General features: G+C 67.2%; 15 protein-coding genes. 12 read left to right on the top strand and 3 right to left on the bottom strand.

Annotated elements, in window-relative coordinates; all coding sequences use genetic code 11:
- The first annotated feature begins 13 nt into the window (after positions 1-13).
- Positions 14-964, top strand: a complete 951-nt coding sequence (locus GWQ44_RS28270; RefSeq protein ID WP_275928827.1) for a FecR domain-containing protein — start codon at positions 14-16, stop codon at positions 962-964.
- A 408-nt stretch (positions 965-1,372) separates the two neighbouring features.
- Positions 1,373-1,759 carry a hypothetical protein gene (locus GWQ44_RS28265; RefSeq protein WP_275928826.1) on the top strand — a complete coding sequence of 129 codons (387 nt, stop codon included), beginning with the start codon at positions 1,373-1,375 and terminating at the stop codon, positions 1,757-1,759.
- A 322-nt stretch (positions 1,760-2,081) separates the two neighbouring features.
- Here the strand turns inward: GWQ44_RS28265 and gspJ are convergent, their stop codons facing one another.
- Positions 2,082-2,690, bottom strand: coding sequence for a type II secretion system minor pseudopilin GspJ (gene gspJ, locus GWQ44_RS28260; RefSeq protein WP_016965885.1), 609 nt, complete (start codon positions 2,688-2,690; stop codon positions 2,082-2,084).
- Complete coding sequence (gspH, locus tag GWQ44_RS28255; RefSeq protein WP_275928825.1) at positions 2,687-3,148, bottom strand: type II secretion system minor pseudopilin GspH; 462 nt, start codon at positions 3,146-3,148, stop codon at positions 2,687-2,689. Before gspH ends, gspJ begins: the two co-directional genes overlap by 4 nt.
- A gap of 130 nt (positions 3,149-3,278) precedes the next feature.
- On the opposite strand from gspH, the gene GWQ44_RS28250 reads away from it, so the two are divergent.
- Complete coding sequence (locus tag GWQ44_RS28250) at positions 3,279-3,707, top strand: type II secretion system protein N (protein WP_275928836.1); 429 nt, start codon at positions 3,279-3,281, stop codon at positions 3,705-3,707.
- A gap of 3 nt (positions 3,708-3,710) precedes the next feature.
- On the opposite strand, the gene gspI is transcribed toward GWQ44_RS28250, so the two are convergent.
- Positions 3,711-4,097, bottom strand: coding sequence for a type II secretion system minor pseudopilin GspI (gene gspI, locus GWQ44_RS28245; protein WP_016965882.1), 387 nt, complete (start codon positions 4,095-4,097; stop codon positions 3,711-3,713).
- Positions 4,098-4,245: 148 nt separating this feature from the next.
- Here gspI and gspG point away from each other — a divergent pair, with 148 nt between their 5' ends.
- The 9 genes from gspG (at position 4,246) to GWQ44_RS28200 (ending at position 16,527) form a co-directional block, all read left to right on the top strand.
- On the top strand, positions 4,246-4,692 hold the full coding sequence (gene gspG, locus GWQ44_RS28240; RefSeq protein ID WP_047304124.1) for a type II secretion system major pseudopilin GspG: 447 nt from the start codon (positions 4,246-4,248) through the stop codon (positions 4,690-4,692).
- 8 nt (positions 4,693-4,700) lie between these two features.
- Positions 4,701-5,687, top strand: a complete 987-nt coding sequence (gene gspK / locus GWQ44_RS28235) for a type II secretion system minor pseudopilin GspK (RefSeq protein ID WP_016965881.1) — start codon at positions 4,701-4,703, stop codon at positions 5,685-5,687.
- A complete protein-coding gene (gene gspL / locus GWQ44_RS28230; RefSeq protein WP_275928824.1) occupies positions 5,684-6,871 on the top strand; it encodes a type II secretion system protein GspL in 1,188 nt (395 codons plus the stop codon). Before gspK ends, gspL begins: the two co-directional genes overlap by 4 nt.
- Positions 6,864-7,424: a type II secretion system protein GspM gene (gene gspM, locus GWQ44_RS28225; RefSeq protein WP_275928823.1), complete on the top strand. Its 561-nt coding sequence runs from the start codon at positions 6,864-6,866 to the stop codon at positions 7,422-7,424. The genes gspL and gspM overlap by 8 nt, the downstream gene beginning before the upstream one ends.
- The gene (gspD, locus tag GWQ44_RS28220) at positions 7,421-9,814 is read left to right on the top strand and encodes a type II secretion system secretin GspD (protein WP_275928822.1); all 2,394 of its coding nucleotides are present in this window, start codon (positions 7,421-7,423) and stop codon (positions 9,812-9,814) included. Before gspM ends, gspD begins: the two co-directional genes overlap by 4 nt.
- A gap of 1,041 nt (positions 9,815-10,855) precedes the next feature.
- Complete coding sequence (gene gspE / locus GWQ44_RS28215) at positions 10,856-12,286, top strand: type II secretion system ATPase GspE (protein WP_275928821.1); 1,431 nt, start codon at positions 10,856-10,858, stop codon at positions 12,284-12,286.
- Positions 12,286-13,497, top strand: coding sequence for a type II secretion system inner membrane protein GspF (gspF, locus tag GWQ44_RS28210; RefSeq protein WP_047304137.1), 1,212 nt, complete (start codon positions 12,286-12,288; stop codon positions 13,495-13,497). Before gspE ends, gspF begins: the two co-directional genes overlap by 1 nt.
- A 560-nt stretch (positions 13,498-14,057) precedes the next feature.
- Positions 14,058-15,215, top strand: coding sequence for a substrate-binding domain-containing protein (locus GWQ44_RS28205; RefSeq protein WP_016963087.1), 1,158 nt, complete (start codon positions 14,058-14,060; stop codon positions 15,213-15,215).
- 151 nt (positions 15,216-15,366) lie between these two features.
- Positions 15,367-16,527, top strand: a complete 1,161-nt coding sequence (locus tag GWQ44_RS28200; RefSeq protein WP_275928820.1) for a substrate-binding domain-containing protein — start codon at positions 15,367-15,369, stop codon at positions 16,525-16,527.
- The last annotated feature ends 64 nt before the right edge of the window (positions 16,528-16,591 follow it).

Below are 16,591 nucleotides of genomic sequence, written 5' to 3'. Positions count from 1 at the left end.
AGTACCTGCGCGCTTGAACATTTTTAGCATCTCCCCACCCCAGGCCTCGGCGGACCAGCAACGGCTGAGCGAAGCCCGGGACTGGCTGGTCCTCCTGACTTCAGGGCAGGCCACCGCCGCCGATGCCCGCGCCCTGCGCCAGTGGTGCGCGCAGAGCCCGCAGCACGCGGCGGCCTTCGAGCAGACCAAGGCCCTGTGGCACTGCCTGCAACCGGCGGCGGCGCTGCTGGAGCAGCCAGCGCGGCCGCGCCACTTCGGGCGCCGGGCCTTTCTCGGCGGCGCGCTGGCGGCCTCGGCGGCGCTGTTCATGGTGCGCCTCACGGTGCCGGGCGGTTTTGCCGGATTGACCGCGGACTTTTCCACCGCGGTTGGCGAACAGCGCCGGGTCGATCTGGCCGAGGGCCTGAGCCTGGAACTCAACACCCAGACCCGCATCAGCCGCCTTGATCCGACCCCGGGGGAGCAGGCCATCGAACTGCTGGAGGGCGAGGTGGAAGTCTTCAGCCAGCGCCAGCAGCCGCTCCAGGTCCAGGCCGGCGACGGCCGGCTCAGTGCCCGTCAGGCGCGTTTCAACCTGCGCAACACTGACCATCAAGTCTGCGTGACCTGCATCGAAGGCAGCCTGCAGGTGGCCGTGGCCGGGCGCAGCATCCGCCTGGACAGCGGCCGGCAGCTGACCTACGACGCCAAGACGGTGGGCGAGCCGACCGTCGTGGACCCCCGCAGCGTGATCGCCTGGCGCGAACAGGTGCTGGTGTTCGACAACGCCAGCCTCAACACCGTGATCAGCGAGATCAACCGCTATCGTCCGGGGATGCTGGTGCTGCTCAATGCCGAACTGGGCAAGCGCAAGGTCCAGGCGCGCTTCACCCTCAACCAGCTGGCGGGCGTGGCCCTGCTGATCCGCGACGCCTACGGCGCCAAATGCACCGAGCTGCCCGGCGGCGTGGTGTTGCTGAGCTGAAAGGCCAAAGACTTAGCCGCAAGCCGCAAGCCGCAAGCCGCAAGCCGCAAGCTTGGAGCGAAGGAGGGCTTAAAGGTCGTTGAAACGGGGTTTGGTCGCTTTCTTTTGTAAGGCAAATCCGAGAAACTGCGGGCCGCTTGAATGCGCCTGGTGGGCGGGCTAGGGTGCCTGGGCCATCGCCAAATCGATGGCTCGGATGTGCAAGTCCGATTCCCAATCTGGTGCATAAGCGCTCAGCATTAATTGGGCGTTTTTTGTGTCCGCTGTGTTATGGCGGTCGTACGCGGGAGATCTTCGGATCTGCCGAGTGTGCCAGTGGGCTCGGTCTTGCACACCTGCGTACGGCTGCCACCTTATTTCGTGTGCAAGCGAACGGTGTCGGCTCCTTTAATTCACTGGAGTTTGACCATGAAAAAGATCGTTCCCGATCCACCGACTTCCTATCGCGATCCTCAGCTCAAGGCCGCCAATGCTTCCTTGCGTGAAGCGTTGACCCGGCATCCATTGGATCCTGCGATGTTCCAGTTCAAGACCACGGCCCAGGCCGTTGCACCCGACTCGCTGTTCAGCGTGCGCCCGGGCGTGGGCGTCGAGGAGGCGCTGGTGCATGTGGCGTTGCTACTTAAATGCGCGGAGGAGGTCAGTGATGAAATCACCCGGCAGGGTAGTGGCCTGGAGACCGGGTTGATCTGGTCCATGGTGCATTCGGTGGAGATGGCGCGGGCGGTGGTGGAGGCGTTGCTCGATGGCGCTCCGAGGGATGCTGTTGGCCTTGGAGTAGAGGGCGGTTGTTGATGGGGTACATATCCGTTACTGCGGCTGTGGCCACTGGCGGTTTCGCTTTTACAGCGACTCACTTTTGACGGACGCAAAAGTAAGCAAAACGTCTCTGCCCCTGCATCCGGCGCCTCGCTAAGGCTCGGCGTTCCCTCGCTCCGGCATTGCTCCGGGGGCACGCCGCCACAGGCCATCCATGGCCTGGGGCGGCTAGCTCGGCATCCATGCCGAGCTGCCCCCTGCGCAATGCCTGCACTCGGCCTCCTGAAGGGGCAGGAAGATCAAAAGCCACAGCCACAGCCACAGCCGCAAGCCGCAAGCTTGGAGCGGCTGCTGGCGCCTACAGTGGCCCTAGCACCTGGCGGTAATGTTCGGTGCCCTGGGGCGTTTGCCGGGTCAGACGGATCTCCAGGCCCTGGGGGTTGTCCCGGCGGTTGCCGCTGAGCTGGCGCCAGCCCTTGTCGGGATCCCATACGCGAACCTGCAGGTCACTGACCCGGTGCAACACCGCCACCCCGTCCCGGGGCGCGGGCAAAGGGTAGCGATCGCGGGCCTCGGCCGCGGCGCGGTACAGGGTGTCGCCCTTGAGCCACCAGCGCACCCGTTGCAGGCCGTCGCCGGGGTTGGCGGCGCTGCGGATCACCTCCAGGCGAAAGCCCTTGCTGTCGGAGCTGCGCACGCTCAGCGGCGCCGGGCTGTCGGGCTCGGCCTCTTCGCTGTCGGCCCGGATCGGTTCGCGCAGTTGCACGGCGGCCCGCAGGGCGACGTCGCGTTCCAGCTGGTTGAGGCTGCGCAGCAGTTCCTCGGTCTGTTCGGTGCTGGCCTTGAGGTGGGTGTCGGCCCGGGTGACGCTGTCCAGGCCGCGCCAGGCAATCAGGCTGACGATGGCCATGAGCATCACCGCCACCAGCACTTCGATCAGGGTAAAGCCGCTCTGCCCAGGCTTCATGGCTGCTCTACCACCCGCAGTTGGCCGGCGGCGCTGCGCTCCACAGCGAGTGTGTGGCGGCCGTCGGAGAGCACCAGGCGCAGCGGCGGGGTGATCCACTCAGCGTTGAGGATCAGGCGTTGCCCGGGTTCGATGCGCACGTGCAGCCCCGGGGTTTCCCAGGCGCGGGGGCGCAGCAGGGCATCGCCACGCAGGTCGTCGATGGCGTCCCCGGACGGCGTCCGGCGGCTGAAGGCAAAGCCCTTGGCGGTGGCCTGCCAGGTGATCGGCCGGCCATCGGCGCGGGCCTCGGCCTGGGCCACTTGCAGCACCTGAACCAGGCGTTCGGCGTCCTTGCGCAACGGTTGCAGCGGGTCCGGCTTGAGGCTCAGGCCCACCGCCGCGCTGGCGATGCCGATGATCACCAGGACCACCATCAGTTCGATCAGGGTGAAGCCCCGTTGCTGGTCCGACGGCATCGGATTGCACTCCTTGGCGATACGATCAGCCGGCTTTGCGCCGAGGATCGCGGGGTGAAATAAAACCGTGAGAATTGCTCTGTAGGCTGCGGGAACGGACAAACAGGAGGTCCCGCCAATGCTTGCCACCATGCTGCGTGCCGCAGATTTTTCCGCCCCTCGACTGGTGCAATACACCGCGCTGCTGGCGGCCCTGGCCGGGGTGGCCACCTGGTCGTCGCTGCTGCTGACCCCGGCCGAATCCCAGACCCCGGCCGTGGCGCCCCAGGTGCTCGCCGCCCGTTCCGACAGCCCGGCCCTGCAGTGGTTCGCCAACCAGCCCAGCAGCGTGGAGATCAAGGTGTCCGGGGTCATGGCCGGGGCCCGTGGCGCGGTGGCGATCCTGCGCCTGAACGACGGGCCGCCGCGCAGCTTCCTGGCCGGCGAACAGCTGAGCCCGGGCGTGCGCCTGGTCGCGGTGGAGGCCGACGGCGTGCTGATCGAGCGCGGCGCCGAGCAGTCGCGGATCAAGGTCAGCAAGCTGCCGGACTCGCCGCTGTTGCCGCGGCTGACCCGCTGACGCTCAAGGCCGTGGCCCCTGGGGCCGGCTGATCAGGGTTTCCAACCGGGCCAGGGGCGGCGCTTCGCGGCTGCGGTCGCGCACCTGGACGCTGACCCGCAGCAGCCCGGGCGCGGCTGCGGCGCCGATCGCCTGTTCGCAGCGCAGCTTCAGGCGCCCCTGGTCGCAATCGACGCTCTTCAATCCGCTGGGCAAACGGCCTTCCAGGCGCAGCTCGGCGAGCCGGCTCTGGGCCGCCAGCAGGGCCAGGGACTTGTCCCGCAACAGGCCGTTGCTCTGGGTCATCAGCGCGGCCACGCGCACCGCCGCGGACATCGCCACGGCAATGATGGCCAGGGCCACCAGCACTTCGATCAGGGTAAATCCAGCTTGTTTGCGCAGGGCTTGCATGGGCCGCTCGACACCGGGAAACAGCCTCGCAGCCTAGCCTGCGGGCTTGACCGAATGGCGACCGAAACTCCCGAGGTTTTTCAATACCACTGACATATCTTCTTGCAACACTGCGCGACGAATCGAACTCAAGCCAAGGAATGTCGAGATGGATATCGCGCCTGTAACGTCGACCGCCGCACCCCGAGGCCAGCGTGGCTTCACCCTGATCGAAATCATGGTGGTGGTGGTCATCCTCGGGATTCTTGCGGTGATGGTGGTGCCCAAGGTGCTGGACCGCCCGGACCAGGCGCGGGCCACCGCGGCCAAGCAGGACATCGCCGGGCTGATGCAGGCGCTGAAGCTGTATCGCCTCGATCACGGCAGCTACCCGAGCATGAACCAGGGCCTCAAGGTGCTGGTGGAGCGTCCGGCCAACGCCAAGGACAGCAACTGGCGCTCCTACCTGGAACGCCTGCCCAACGATCCCTGGGGCCGCCCGTATCACTACCTCAACCCGGGGGCCAACGGCGAAGTGGACGTGTTCTCCCTGGGCGCCGACGGCCAGCCCGACGGCGAAGGCGTGAATGCCGACATCGGCTCCTGGCAGCTCTAAGGCCGCCCATGAACAGTCATTCGCCCAGTGCGGCGAAGCAGCGCGGCATGGCCATCATCAGCGCCTTGCTGATCGCCGCGGTGGTGGCGGTGATCGCCGCCGGCATGCTGTCCCGGCAGACCGTCCTGACCCGCGCGGTGGAAGCCGAGCAGGCGCGGATCGTCGGCAGCGGGGTGTTGCAGGGCGGCCTGGAATACAGCCGGCAGTTGCTCTGGGAAGCCCGCCAGCGCGAGGTGCTGACCCGGCTCGACCAGCCCTGGGCGCGGCCCATCGACGACCCGGTGCCGGGCGCATCCGGCGGCCGTTTCCAGGGGCGCCTGCAAGACCTGCAGGGCAAGTTCAACCTGCGCAACCTGGTGTTCGATCAGCAGGTGGACCCGGAGCAGGTGCAGAGCTTCCAACAGCTGTGCCAGTTGCTCGGCGTCGACCCCGCCCTGAGCCGGCGCATCAGCCAGCGGGTGATCGCCTCGTACCCGCAGCGCGTGCCTGGTACGGCCGCCGCCGGCGGCGGCACCCCGGGGACATTCAACAGCGGCCGCCTGACCTCGCCGGGGGCGCTGGCCCAGACCTTGCCGCCGCGCCAGCCGATGCTGCGCGGCCTGGACGACCTGCGGGGCCTGCCGGGCGTCGATGACGCGCTGCTGGCGCGCCTTGAGCCCTACGTCGGCATCCTGCCGGGCAATACCTGGATCAATGGCAACACCGCCAGCGCCGAAGTGCTGGCGGCGGCGGTGCCCGGGCTGTCGTTGGCCCAGGCCCGGGCCCTGGTGGCGGAGCGCGACGCCGGGCACTGGTTCATCAACCGTGGCGACTTCGTCAATCGCCTGCACCTGCCCTTTGCCGCCCAGGAACGGATCAAGGTCGGCATCACCAGCGAGTGGTTCCTGCTCCAGGGGCAGGTCCGTCGCGAGCAGCGGCAGATCACCCTGCAAGCCTTGCTGCACCGCCCCGAGGACCGCATGCCCCAGGTGATCTGGTCGCGGGTGGGCGCATGAGCCGCGTGCGCCTCGCCTTGCCGCCCCTGGCCGAACTGTTGCAGGCGCCCCGGCCCCTGGCCGTGCCCCTGGAATGCGCCCGGCTCGACCGCGCCGGGCGGGTTACCGAGCTTGGCCCCAGGACGCTTGAGGCATTGGGCCAGGACGCCCGAGGGCTGGCACTGGAATGCTTTCTGCACCCGCAGGACAGTCTGCTGACCAGCATCGAGTTGCCGCCATTGCCGGCGGCGCGGATCAACACCGCGGTGGACTGCGCGGCCCAGGCGCTGATCCTCGGCGCCGGCGAGCAGATGCATGTCGCCCACGGCCCGCGGGATGCCCAGGGCCAGGTGACCTTGAGCTGGCTGCCCAAGCGCCGTTTGCAGGCCCTGGGCGAGCTGTTGCAACAGGCCGGGCTCAAGCTGTCGGGCCTGTACCCGGCGCCTTACGCCTTGGCGGTGCCGGCGCCGGGGCAGCACACCCTGTGCCTGCTGGACGGTCAGTTGCTGCTGCGCCACAGCGCCGCCCAGGCCAGCGTGCAGCCGCTGGTAGAGGAAACCCTGGAGCAGCTGCGCGCCTCCGGCATCGGGCTGGGCTGGATCGGTGACGACGCGCCCGAAGGCGTGCTGCAACGCCTGCCGATCGAACAGCGCTGGAGCGGCGCGGCGCCGGCCTGGGGCCTGCAGGCGGGGGCGACGGCGGCGCGCGGCGCGGTCCAGGGCTGGGGCCGGGCCCTGGGTTGCTGCGCCCTGGCCGTGGCCGTGTGGGTCGTGGGCCTGAACTTGTATGCCGCCCGTGAGGCCGAGCAGGGCCAGCGCCTCAAGAGCCAGATGAGCCAGCGGGTCCGGCAGGTGTTTCCGCAATTGCCGGTGGTGCTCAACCCCTTGCAACAGGCCCGCCAGCAACTGGCGGCGCAGCAGAGCGGGGCGGCGGACCCGGGCCAGGGTTTCGTCAACCTGCTGCTGCAGGCCGGCAGCGCCATGCCGTTCATGGTGGGCAGCGTGCAGAGCCTGAGTTATGCCGACCAGCGCTTGCAGCTGGAACTGCTGCCCGATACCCCGAAGCGCGCCGACAGCGGCTGGCAGGGGGCCCTGACCCAGGCCGGCTACAGCGTCCAGGCCCAGGTCAATGGCTGGACCCTGAGCCCGGCCGCGGGCGAGTCGGCCAATGGCGCCGACAACGCCCCGGGAGCTGAAGATGAATAAGGCCAGGCTGGTGCAGTACCAGGCGCGCTGGGCACGCCTGCGGACCCAGGCCCAGGGCCACTGGAACGCTCTGGCGCCTCGGGAGCGCCGTCTGCTGGGCGCCACCGCCCTGGGCGTGCTGGGACTGTTGCTGTGGTGGCTGCTGATTCAGCCGCCGCTGAAGAAGATCGACTACTGGCAAGCCGAGACGCCCAAGCTGCGGGCCCAGGCCGAGGCCCTGGAAGTGCTGTTGCACGAGGCGGCGGGCCCTGAGCGTCGCGGCGCGAGTCTTGAGCAATCCCTGCGCCAGACCCTGGACGGCGCCGGGCTCAAGGACCGCTACCAGTTGCAACGCACCGATCAAGCCGGCCCCGAGAGCTGGCGGTTGACCTTTGAGCAGGCCCCGGCGGATGCCGTGGTCGGCTGGCTGCTGGGGACGCCCCGACAGCTTTCACTGCAGGTGGTGGAGGCTCGTCTGCAACGCGCAGACGCGGCCGCCGCCCAAGACTCGGCAGGCACACTGTCCGGGACCGTTCGCATGGATCAGGCGCAGGGCGCTAAGGAAGCTTCATGAAGGGGTCAGGCTCCAACTACGTGCGCCAGTGCCGCAAGGTCGCACCGTTTCTGCTGCTGGCGCTGGGGGCCTGCAGCAACACCACCTCCACCGCGCCGCCGCCGTTGCTGGTGGACAGTGAACTGGGCCAGCCCCTGGCCGACACCCGGCGTAGCGGCGACGCCCTGGCGGACCGTGAACGCTTGCAGGCGCAACAGGCCCAGCGGCCCAAAGTCCTGCACCCGGTGACCAGCAGCAGTCGCGGCCACAGCGCGCCGCGCAGCAGCATGCCGCGCAATCCCCTGGGGGACCAGCCGGTGCAACTGAACTTCGTCGAGGCCGACATCCAGGCGGTGGTGCGCGCCTTGTCCCGTTCCACCGGCCAGCAGTTTCTGGTGGACCCGCGGGTCAAGGGCAACCTGACCCTGGTCAGCGAGGGCCAGGTGCCGGCCCATCAGGCCTACGACATGCTGCTGGCGGCCCTGCGCATGCAGGGGTTTGCCGTGGTGGACGTGGGCGGGGTGGCCCAAGTGGTGCCCGAGGCCGATGCCAAGCTGCTGGGCGGGCCGATCTACAGCGGCGACAAGCCGGCGGGCAACGGCATGCTGACCCGCACCTTCCGTTTGCAGTACGAAAACGCGGTGAACCTGATCCCGGTGCTGCGGCCCATCGTCTCGCCGAACAACCCGATCAACGCCTACCCGGGCAACAACAGCATCGTGGTCACCGACTACGCCGAGAACCTGCAGCGAGTCGCACAGATCATCGACGGCATCGACACCCCCAGCGCCATCGACACCGATGTGGTGGCGGTGCAGAACGGGATTGCCGTGGACATCGCGACCATGGTCGCCGAACTGCTGGAAACCCAGGGCGCCGACCCGACCCAGAAGATCAGCGTGATCGGCGACCCGCGCTCCAACTCCATCATCATTCGCGCCGGCAGCCCGGAGCGCACCGAGCTGGCGCGCAACCTGATCTACAAGCTCGATAACGCCCAGAGCAACCCCAGCAACCTGCATGTGGTCTACCTGCGCAACGCCCAGGCCGGCAAGCTGGCCCAGGCCCTGCGCGGGCTGCTCACCGGCGAAAGCGACAGCACCGGCAACGATGGCGCCCGGGCCATGCTCAGCGGCATGGGCGGCAACAGCCAGAGCGGCCAGAGCCCGACCCAGAACAGCAGCGGCACGCCCACCGGCAGCGGCAACGTCGGCAGCAGTGGCAGCAGTGCCTACGGCCAGGGCAGCAACTCCGGCAGCGGTTTGAGCGGCACTGGCCAGTCAGCGGACCAGAACACCGCCTTCAGCGCCGGCGGGGTCACCATCCAGGCCGACGCCACCACCAACACCTTGCTGATTTCCGCGCCCGATCCGCTGTACCGCAACCTGCGGGAAGTCATCGACCAGCTCGACCAGCGCCGGGCCCAAGTGGTGATCGAAAGCCTGATCGTCGAAGTGGGCGAAGACGATGCCAGCGAGTTCGGCGTGCAATGGCAGGCCGGCAACCTCGGCGGGCGCGGCGGCTTTGGCGGCGTCAACCTGGGCGGCAGCGGGCTGGTGGGGACACCGGCCAGCAAGACCAGCCTCGACGTCCTGCCCAAGGGCCTGAACATCGGCGTGGTCAACGGCACCGTGGACATCCCGGGGATCGGCAAGGTGCTGGACCTCAAGGTCCTGGCCCGGGCCCTGAAGAGCAAGGGCGGCACCAACGTGCTGTCGACGCCGAACCTTTTGACCCTGGACAACGAAGCGGCGAGCATTTTTGTTGGCCAGACCATTCCCTTTGTCACCGGCAGCTACGTCACCGGTGGTGGCGGCACCAGCAACAACCCGTTCCAGACCGTGCAGCGCGAAGAAGTGGGCCTGAAACTCAACGTGCGGCCACAGATTTCCGAGGGCGGCACGGTCAAGCTGGACATCTATCAGGAAGTCAGCAGCGTTGACCCCCGGGCCTCGGTGGACGCCGGCACCGTGACCAACAAACGGGCGATCGATACCAGCATCCTGTTGGATGACGGGCAGATCATGGTCCTGGGTGGGTTGCTGCAGGACGGCTACAGCCAGAGCAACGACGCGGTGCCGTGGCTGTCGAGCATCCCGGGGATCGGCGCCTTGTTCCGCAATGAGAAGCGCAGCGTGACCAAGACCAACCTGATGGTGTTTTTGCGGCCCTACATCATTCGCGACAGTGGCGCGGGGCGCAGCATTACGCTCAATCGCTATGACTTCATGCGTCGGGCCCAGGGGGCGTTGCAGCCGGAGCGCAGCTGGGCGCTGCCGGATATGCAGGCGCCGCAGTTGCCGGCGGCGAGCAAGGCGATTCCCGGGGTGGCGCCGGTGTCGTTGCAGACGCCAGGGCAGGGGCCTGGGCAGGGGCCGCGGGCGACGATTCGGGCGGTGCCGGTGCAATGAATGGGGCGTTGGTGGGGGATGGTGGGGGTATGGCGGCGGTTGCGGTGGCTGGTGGTTGCGCCTTTAGGGCACTGTGCCACGGGGTGCATATCCGTGGCTGCGGGTGCGGCTGCTGGAGGTTTCGCTCTTGCAGCGGTGGGTTGTGTACATATCCGTTGCTGCGGGTGCAGCCACTTGCGGTTTCGCCCTTACGGCGACTTACTTTTTTCAAACGCCAAAAAAGTAAGCAAAAACGCTTGCCCCTCCATACGGCCCCTCGCTGGGGCTCGGGGTGCCCGAGCTCCGGCATTGCTCCGGGGGCCCGCCGCCAACCGGCCATCCATGGCCGGGTGGCGGCTAGCTCGGCATCCATGCCGAGCTGCCCCCTACGCAACGCCTACGCTCGGCCTGCTGGGAAGGGGCCTGAAGATCAAGATCAAGATCAAGATCAAGATCAAGATCAAAAGCCAAAGCCAAAGCCAAGGTGCGCAGGCCGTCTCCTTGTAGCCGCTGCCGCAGGCTGCGAACGAGCGCTCGCGCTCGCAAAACCAGGCGGCGCGATATGTCAGGAATATCGGGGAGGCAGGTTTAGCGTCTCCTCCGGAGCCGTTCGCAGCCTTCGGCAGCGGCTACACGTAACGCTAACGGCAATGAAACAGGTCGGCCGGCAGGCCGCCGTCAGATTTTGCTTTTGCTTTTGCTTTTGATCTTGCTTTTGATCTTCCTGCCCCTTTAGACACGATGGCCGAACGCAGGCATTGAGCCGTGGGTAACCCGGCAGGACGCCGGGTTAGCCGCACTGGGCCAGGGATGGCCCATTGCGGCGGCCCACGGATCAATGCCGGAGTTCGGGCATGCCGAGCCTAGGCGAGGCACCGAGTGGAGGGGCAGAAGCGTTTTGCTTACTTTTGCGCTTTTCAAAAGTGAGTCGCTGTAAGAGCGAAACCATAAGTGGCCGTTACCGCAGAAATGGATATGTACACAGCCCACCGCTGTAAGAGCGGAACCGTAAGTAGCAGCACCCGCAGCAACGGATATGTCCCCCATCAGGAGACCCAAACAATGCTCCCCCAATCCCCCCAGCTCCCCTACGCCTGGGCCAAATCCCACCGCATCCTCCTGCGCCACAGCGAACAGGGCGCGGTCCTGCTGGTCTGCCCCTCGACCCCCGGCTGGTCCATCAGCGAAGCCCGCCGCCAGTTCGGCGCCGCGCGCCTGGAGCGCATCCGCGAAGAGGAACTCGACGGTCTGCTGGCCACCGCCTACGCCGACACCGGCAGCGCCGCCGCGGTGGTCGGGGCGGCGGAGAACGAGGTGGACCTGGACCGCCTGATGCAGGACATGCCGGAAATCACCGACCTGCTGGACACCCAGGACGGCGCCCCGGTGATCCGCATGATCAACGCCTTGCTCACCCAGGCCGCGCGGGACGAGGCCAGCGATATCCATATCGAACCCTTCGAGACCCACTCGGTGGTGCGCTATCGGGTCGACGGCACCCTGCGTGACGTGGTGTCGCCGCGCAAGGCGCTGCACGGCGCGCTGGTGTCGCGGATCAAGATCATGGCCCAGCTGGATATCGCCGAGAAACGCCTGCCCCAGGACGGGCGCATCGCCTTGCGGGTGGCCGGGCGGCCCATCGATATCCGCGTGTCCACGGTGCCCACCGGCCACGGTGAGCGGGTGGTGATGCGGCTGCTGGACAAGCAGGCCGGGCGTCTGCAGCTGGAAACCCTGGGCATGGACCCGGGCCTGCTGGCGCGCCTCGACAACTTGATCCGCCAGCCCCACGGCATCGTCCTGGTCACCGGGCCCACCGGCAGCGGCAAGACCACCAGCCTCTATGCCGCCCTGGCCCGGCTGAACGCCAGCACCAGCAATATCCTCACCGTCGAGGACCCGGTGGAATACGACCTGCCGGGCATCAGCCAGATCCAGGTCAACGCCAAGATCGACATGACCTTCGCCCTGGCCCTGCGGGCGATCCTGCGCCAAGACCCGGACGTGATCATGATCGGTGAGATTCGCGATCTGGAAACCGCGCAGATCGCGGTCCAGGCCTCGCTCACCGGGCACCTGGTGCTGGCGACCCTGCACACCAACGATGCGGTGTCGGCGGTCAACCGCCTGATCGACATGGGGGTGGAGCCGTTCCTGTTGGCTTCGTCGATGCTCGGGGTGCTGGCCCAGCGCCTGGTGCGCCGTCTGTGCCCGCACTGCAAGGCGCCCGATCCGCTTGCCCCCGGCACCTGGCGCCCGGTGGGCTGTGCGGCCTGCAACCAGATCGGCTACAGCGGGCGCACCGGCATTCATGAACTGTTCTGCATCGACGACGACATCCGCAGCCTGATCCACCAGGGCGCGGATGAGCAGGCCTTGCGCGCCGCCGCGCGCCGGGCCGGGATGCTCAGCATGCGCGAGGACGGTGAGCGCTGGGTCCGCAGCGGCGCCACCGCCGCCGAAGAAATCCTACGTGTGACACGGGACGCCTGATGAATCGCTATCGCTACGAAGCCGCCGACGCCCTCGGCAAGATCGAATCCGGGCACCTGGAAGCCGACAGCCAGGGCGCGGCCTTCGCCAGTCTGCGCAGCCGTGGCCTGACCGCGCTGCAGGTGCAGTTGGACAGCAACAATGGCGCCGGCGCAGCTGGGGGGATCTTCAGCCCCAGACTTTCGGACAACGACCTGGCCTGGGCCACCCGCCAGTTGGCCAGTCTGCTGGGGGCCAGCCTGCCCCTGGAGGCGGCGCTCAGCGCCACGGTGGAGCAGGCCGAGCGCAAGCACATCGCCCAGACCCTGAGCGCGGTGCGCGCGGATGTGCGCAGCGGCATGCGCCTGGCCGAGGCCCTGGCGGCGCGGCCGCGGGATTTTCCGGAGATCTACCGGGCACTGATCGCCGCGGGCGAGGAGTCCGGCGATCTGGCCCAGGTCATGGAGCGGCTGGCGGACTACATCGAGGAGCGCAACGGCCTGCGCGGCAAGATCCTCACCGCCTTTATCTACCCCGGGGTGGTGGGGCTGGTGTCGATCGGCATCGTGATCTTTTTGCTCAGTTACGTGGTGCCCCAGGTGGTCAGCGCCTTTTCCCAGGCGCGCCAGGACCTGCCAGGGCTGACCCTGGCGATGCTCAGCGCCAGCGACTTCATCCGTGCCTGGGGCCTGCAGTGTTTCGGCGCCATGGCGGCGGGGTTCTGGGGCTGGCGGCTGTACCTGCGCAACCCCCGGGCGCGCCTGAACTGGCACAGCCGGATTTTGCGCCTGCCACTGTTCGGGCGTTTTGTCCTGGGCTTGAACACCGCGCGTTTCGCCTCGACCCTGGCGATCCTCGGCGGCGCCGGGGTGCCGCTGCTGCGGGCCCTGGAGGCGGCGCGCCAGACACTGTCCAACGACCGCCTGAGCCAGAGCGTCAGCGAGGCCACGGCCAAGGTACGCGAGGGCGCCAGCCTGGCGGCGGCGCTGCGGGTGGAGAAGGTGTTTCCGCCGGTGCTGATCCACCTGATCGCCAGCGGCGAAAAGACCGGCGCCTTGCCGCCGATGCTGGAGCGCGCGGCGCAGACCCTGTCGCGGGATATCGAACGCCGGGCCATGGGCATGACCGCCTTGCTCGAACCGCTGATGATCGTGGTCATGGGCGGCGTGGTGCTGGTGATCGTCATGGCGGTGATGCTGCCGATCATCGAGATCAACCAGTTGGTCACTTGAACCGCACAACCCGATTCGACCTGGCCCGGTCCGATCCGATCCGGTCCGATCCCGCCGGGCCCGGTCCGTAGGAGCTGGCTTGCCAGCGAAGGCGTCGGCCCCGGCGATGCAGGTCGCGCGGGCCTCTTCGCCGGCAAGCCGGCTCCGAGGGGAGTAGCAAAGGCGGGGGCCGAAGGGCAGGGCAGCCATGAATTTTCACGCCGCTGGCTGCACTCCCGACCCGGCAAGCCGCCAACCTCGGGTTCCTCGTTCTGTCATGTTCAGACCCGGTGGCCAGCGCCGTCGGCCCTTGCCGCCCGACGCGCTTGTCCACCTTGGCAACCTGGCTGTCACCTTCCCGGGAAGGGCCGGAAAACCGGCGACAAACACCCGAGAATCTTTTGCAAAAACAGTCGGTTTCTCCCGAGGTTTTTTCCTTTATCTGTCACCGGAAACTGCGAACTTCTCTCCCCATGGCCTCACCCATCAAGCCGTCTGGATCAAGGCTTCTGGCCCGAGCGCCATGGCGTCATGCAAGAGCTATTCACCCAACGTACGAACACGACGAAAGGAGATTCTTCATGTTTAAGCGCAACGTTCTGGCGGCATCCCTGACCCTGGCTGCCCTGTGCTCGGCACAGGCGGCAATGGCTGATATCAACGGCGGTGGTGCAACCCTGCCACAACCGCTGTATCAGACCGCTGGCGTACTGACCGCCGGCTTCGCTCCCTACATCGGCGTAGGCAGCGGCAACGGCAAGGCGGCCTTCCTGAACAACGACTACACCAAGTTCGTGGCCGGCACCACCGGCAAGAACGTGCACTGGGCCGGTAGCGATTCCAAGCTCTCTGGCGCGGAACTGAGCGCCTACGCCAGCGCTCACGAAGCTGCCTGGGGCAAGCTGATCCAGGTGCCTTCGGTGGCCACTTCGGTAGCCATTCCGTTCAACAAGGCCGGCACCGCTGCGGTCAACCTGAGCGTCAATGACCTGTGCGGCGTGTTCTCCGGCCGTGTTTCCGACTGGAGCCAGATCGCCGGTTCAGGCCGTACCGGCGCCATCACCGTGGTTTACCGCAACGAAAGCAGCGGCACCACCGAGCTGTTCACCCGCTTCCTCAACGCCAAGTGCGCCGAGACTGGCACCTTCGGCGTGACCACCAACTTCGCCGCCAGCTACACCGGTGGCCTGCCGGCCGGCGCAGTGGCCGCTGTGGGCAGCCAGGGCGTGATGGATGCCCTGAACGCCGGCGACGGTCGCATCACCTACATGAGCCCGGACTACGCCGCGCCAACCCTGGCCGGTCTGGACGACGCCACCAAGGTGGCCAAGGTGGCCGGCGTTTCGCCTGCTCCGGCCAACGTGTCCGCCGCCATCGGTGGCGTTCCGGTCCCAGCCGTGGCCGATCGCGCTGATCCGGACAAGTGGGTGCCTGTATTCGGCAAGACCGGCGCCACCGGCACCGTGCCTTACCCTGATACCGGCTATCCGATCCTGGGCTTCACCAACCTGATCTTCAGCCAGTGCTATGCCGACGCCACCCAGAGCGGCCAGGTGCGTGACTTCTTCGCCCGTCACTACGGCGCGACCACCAACAACGACGCGGCCATCACCGCCAACCGTTTCGTGCCGCTGCCAACCGCCTGGAAAACCGCGATCCGCACCACCTTCGTCACCGCTTCCAACACCCTGAGCATCGGCAACACCAACGTCTGCAACAACATCGGTCGTCCGCTGTAACGGCCAACTCCACCGAGCGGCAACACCCGATCAGCAACGGTTTCGGCCGTTGCTGATTTTTTTCATCCAGCATCTGTTCAGAGCGCGCATCCAGCGGGCTTACGCCCTCCGAACGGCCAGTGACATCACCGGATAGGACAGGAGTCTTGTCATGCCCAAAGCTCAATGGTTGATCGCTTCACTGTTATACGGCGCGTTCTGCGTCCAGCAGGCCCAGGCGGATATCAACGGTGGAGGCTCGACCTTCAACCGGCCGCTGTATCAGAGCGCCGGGGTGTTGACCCCGGGGTTCGCGCCCTACATTGGCGCGAACCAGGGCCGGGAAAAAGTGGCTTTCCTGCTGAACGACTACAACGTGCTGGTGCCGGGCGCAGCCCCCAGGACCGTGCATTGGGTGGCCAGTGAGTCGAGGCTCAGCGCGGTGGAGCAGAGCAACTACGCCGTGGCCTATGGGGCGCAGTTCGGCAAGCTGATCCAGGTGCCTTCGGCCGCGACGAGCGTTGCAATTCCGTTCAACAAGCCCGGCAGCCAGGCACTGGACCTGAGCATCGACGCCTTGTGTGGGGTGTTCTCGGGGCGCCTGGCCGGTTGGGACTGGATCCAGGGTTCCGGACGTACCGGCCCGATCACCGTGGTGTATCCCAAAGGCAGCAGCGGTTTCACCGAGCTGTTCACGCGTTTCCTGAATGCCAAGTGCAATGAAACCGGGACCTTTGCCGTGACCAGCAACTTTGAGTACAGCTACTCGGGCGGGCTGCCGACCGGTGCGCTGGCGGCCAGCAGCGCGGATGCCATCATGGCGGCGGTGAATGCCCGGGATGGCGCCATCACCTTCATGAGCCCGGCCCTTGCGGCGCCGACCCCGGCCGGGCTGGATGACGGCAACAAGGTGGCCAGGGTTGCCGGGGTCTCGCCGGCGCCGGCCAACATCGTCGATGCCATCAACAGCGTTCCGCTGCCCTCCATCGCCGAGCGGACTAACCCGGACAAGTGGGTGCCGCTGTTCGGCAAGTACTGGGAGCCGGGCGTCGTGCCTTATCCGCAGACCGGCTATCCGATCCTGGGCTACACCAACCTGATCTTCAGCCAGTGCTATGCCGATGCCACTCAAAGCAATCAGGTGCGTGACTTCTTCGCTCGCCACTATGGCGCGCTTGAGGCCCGAAACAATGACCAGGCAATCAGGGCTCAGGGCATGCTGCCCCTGCACCCGTCCTGGAAAGTCGCCGTGCGTTCCAGCTTCCTGAGCGCCACCAATGCCTTGAGCATCGGTAATCCCAACGTCTGCAACGGCATCGGCCGGCCACTGTGAGCTGGCTCCGGCAGCGGCTTGGGCCGTTGCCGGAGCCCAACGTCGCCTGCATTACACCCGTTAG

This window comes from Pseudomonas sp. 3MA1 (genome assembly GCF_029237275.1).
Classification (GTDB): Bacteria; Pseudomonadota; Gammaproteobacteria; order Pseudomonadales; family Pseudomonadaceae; genus Aquipseudomonas; species Aquipseudomonas fluorescens_AP.
The sequence above is the reverse complement of the archived record's forward strand: the minus strand, read 5'-3'. Positions and strand labels throughout refer to the sequence as shown.

Coding starts and splice junctions, on each gene's coding strand:
- gspI (WP_016965882.1), bottom strand. CDS start 4,097: ATGCAAGCCCTGCGCAAACAAGCTGGATTTACCCTGATCGAAGTGCTG.
- gspE (WP_275928821.1), top strand. CDS start 10,856: ATGCTCCCCCAATCCCCCCAGCTCCCCTACGCCTGGGCCAAATCCCAC.
- gspM (WP_275928823.1), top strand. CDS start 6,864: ATGAATAAGGCCAGGCTGGTGCAGTACCAGGCGCGCTGGGCACGCCTG.
- gspD (WP_275928822.1), top strand. CDS start 7,421: ATGAAGGGGTCAGGCTCCAACTACGTGCGCCAGTGCCGCAAGGTCGCA.
- gspG (WP_047304124.1), top strand. CDS start 4,246: ATGGATATCGCGCCTGTAACGTCGACCGCCGCACCCCGAGGCCAGCGT.
- gspF (WP_047304137.1), top strand. CDS start 12,286: ATGAATCGCTATCGCTACGAAGCCGCCGACGCCCTCGGCAAGATCGAA.
- GWQ44_RS28205 (WP_016963087.1), top strand. CDS start 14,058: ATGTTTAAGCGCAACGTTCTGGCGGCATCCCTGACCCTGGCTGCCCTG.
- GWQ44_RS28250 (WP_275928836.1), top strand. CDS start 3,279: ATGCTGCGTGCCGCAGATTTTTCCGCCCCTCGACTGGTGCAATACACC.
- gspH (WP_275928825.1), bottom strand. CDS start 3,148: ATGCCGTCGGACCAGCAACGGGGCTTCACCCTGATCGAACTGATGGTG.
- gspK (WP_016965881.1), top strand. CDS start 4,701: ATGAACAGTCATTCGCCCAGTGCGGCGAAGCAGCGCGGCATGGCCATC.
- GWQ44_RS28265 (WP_275928826.1), top strand. CDS start 1,373: ATGAAAAAGATCGTTCCCGATCCACCGACTTCCTATCGCGATCCTCAG.
- gspL (WP_275928824.1), top strand. CDS start 5,684: ATGAGCCGCGTGCGCCTCGCCTTGCCGCCCCTGGCCGAACTGTTGCAG.
- gspJ (WP_016965885.1), bottom strand. CDS start 2,690: ATGAAGCCTGGGCAGAGCGGCTTTACCCTGATCGAAGTGCTGGTGGCG.
- GWQ44_RS28200 (WP_275928820.1), top strand. CDS start 15,367: ATGCCCAAAGCTCAATGGTTGATCGCTTCACTGTTATACGGCGCGTTC.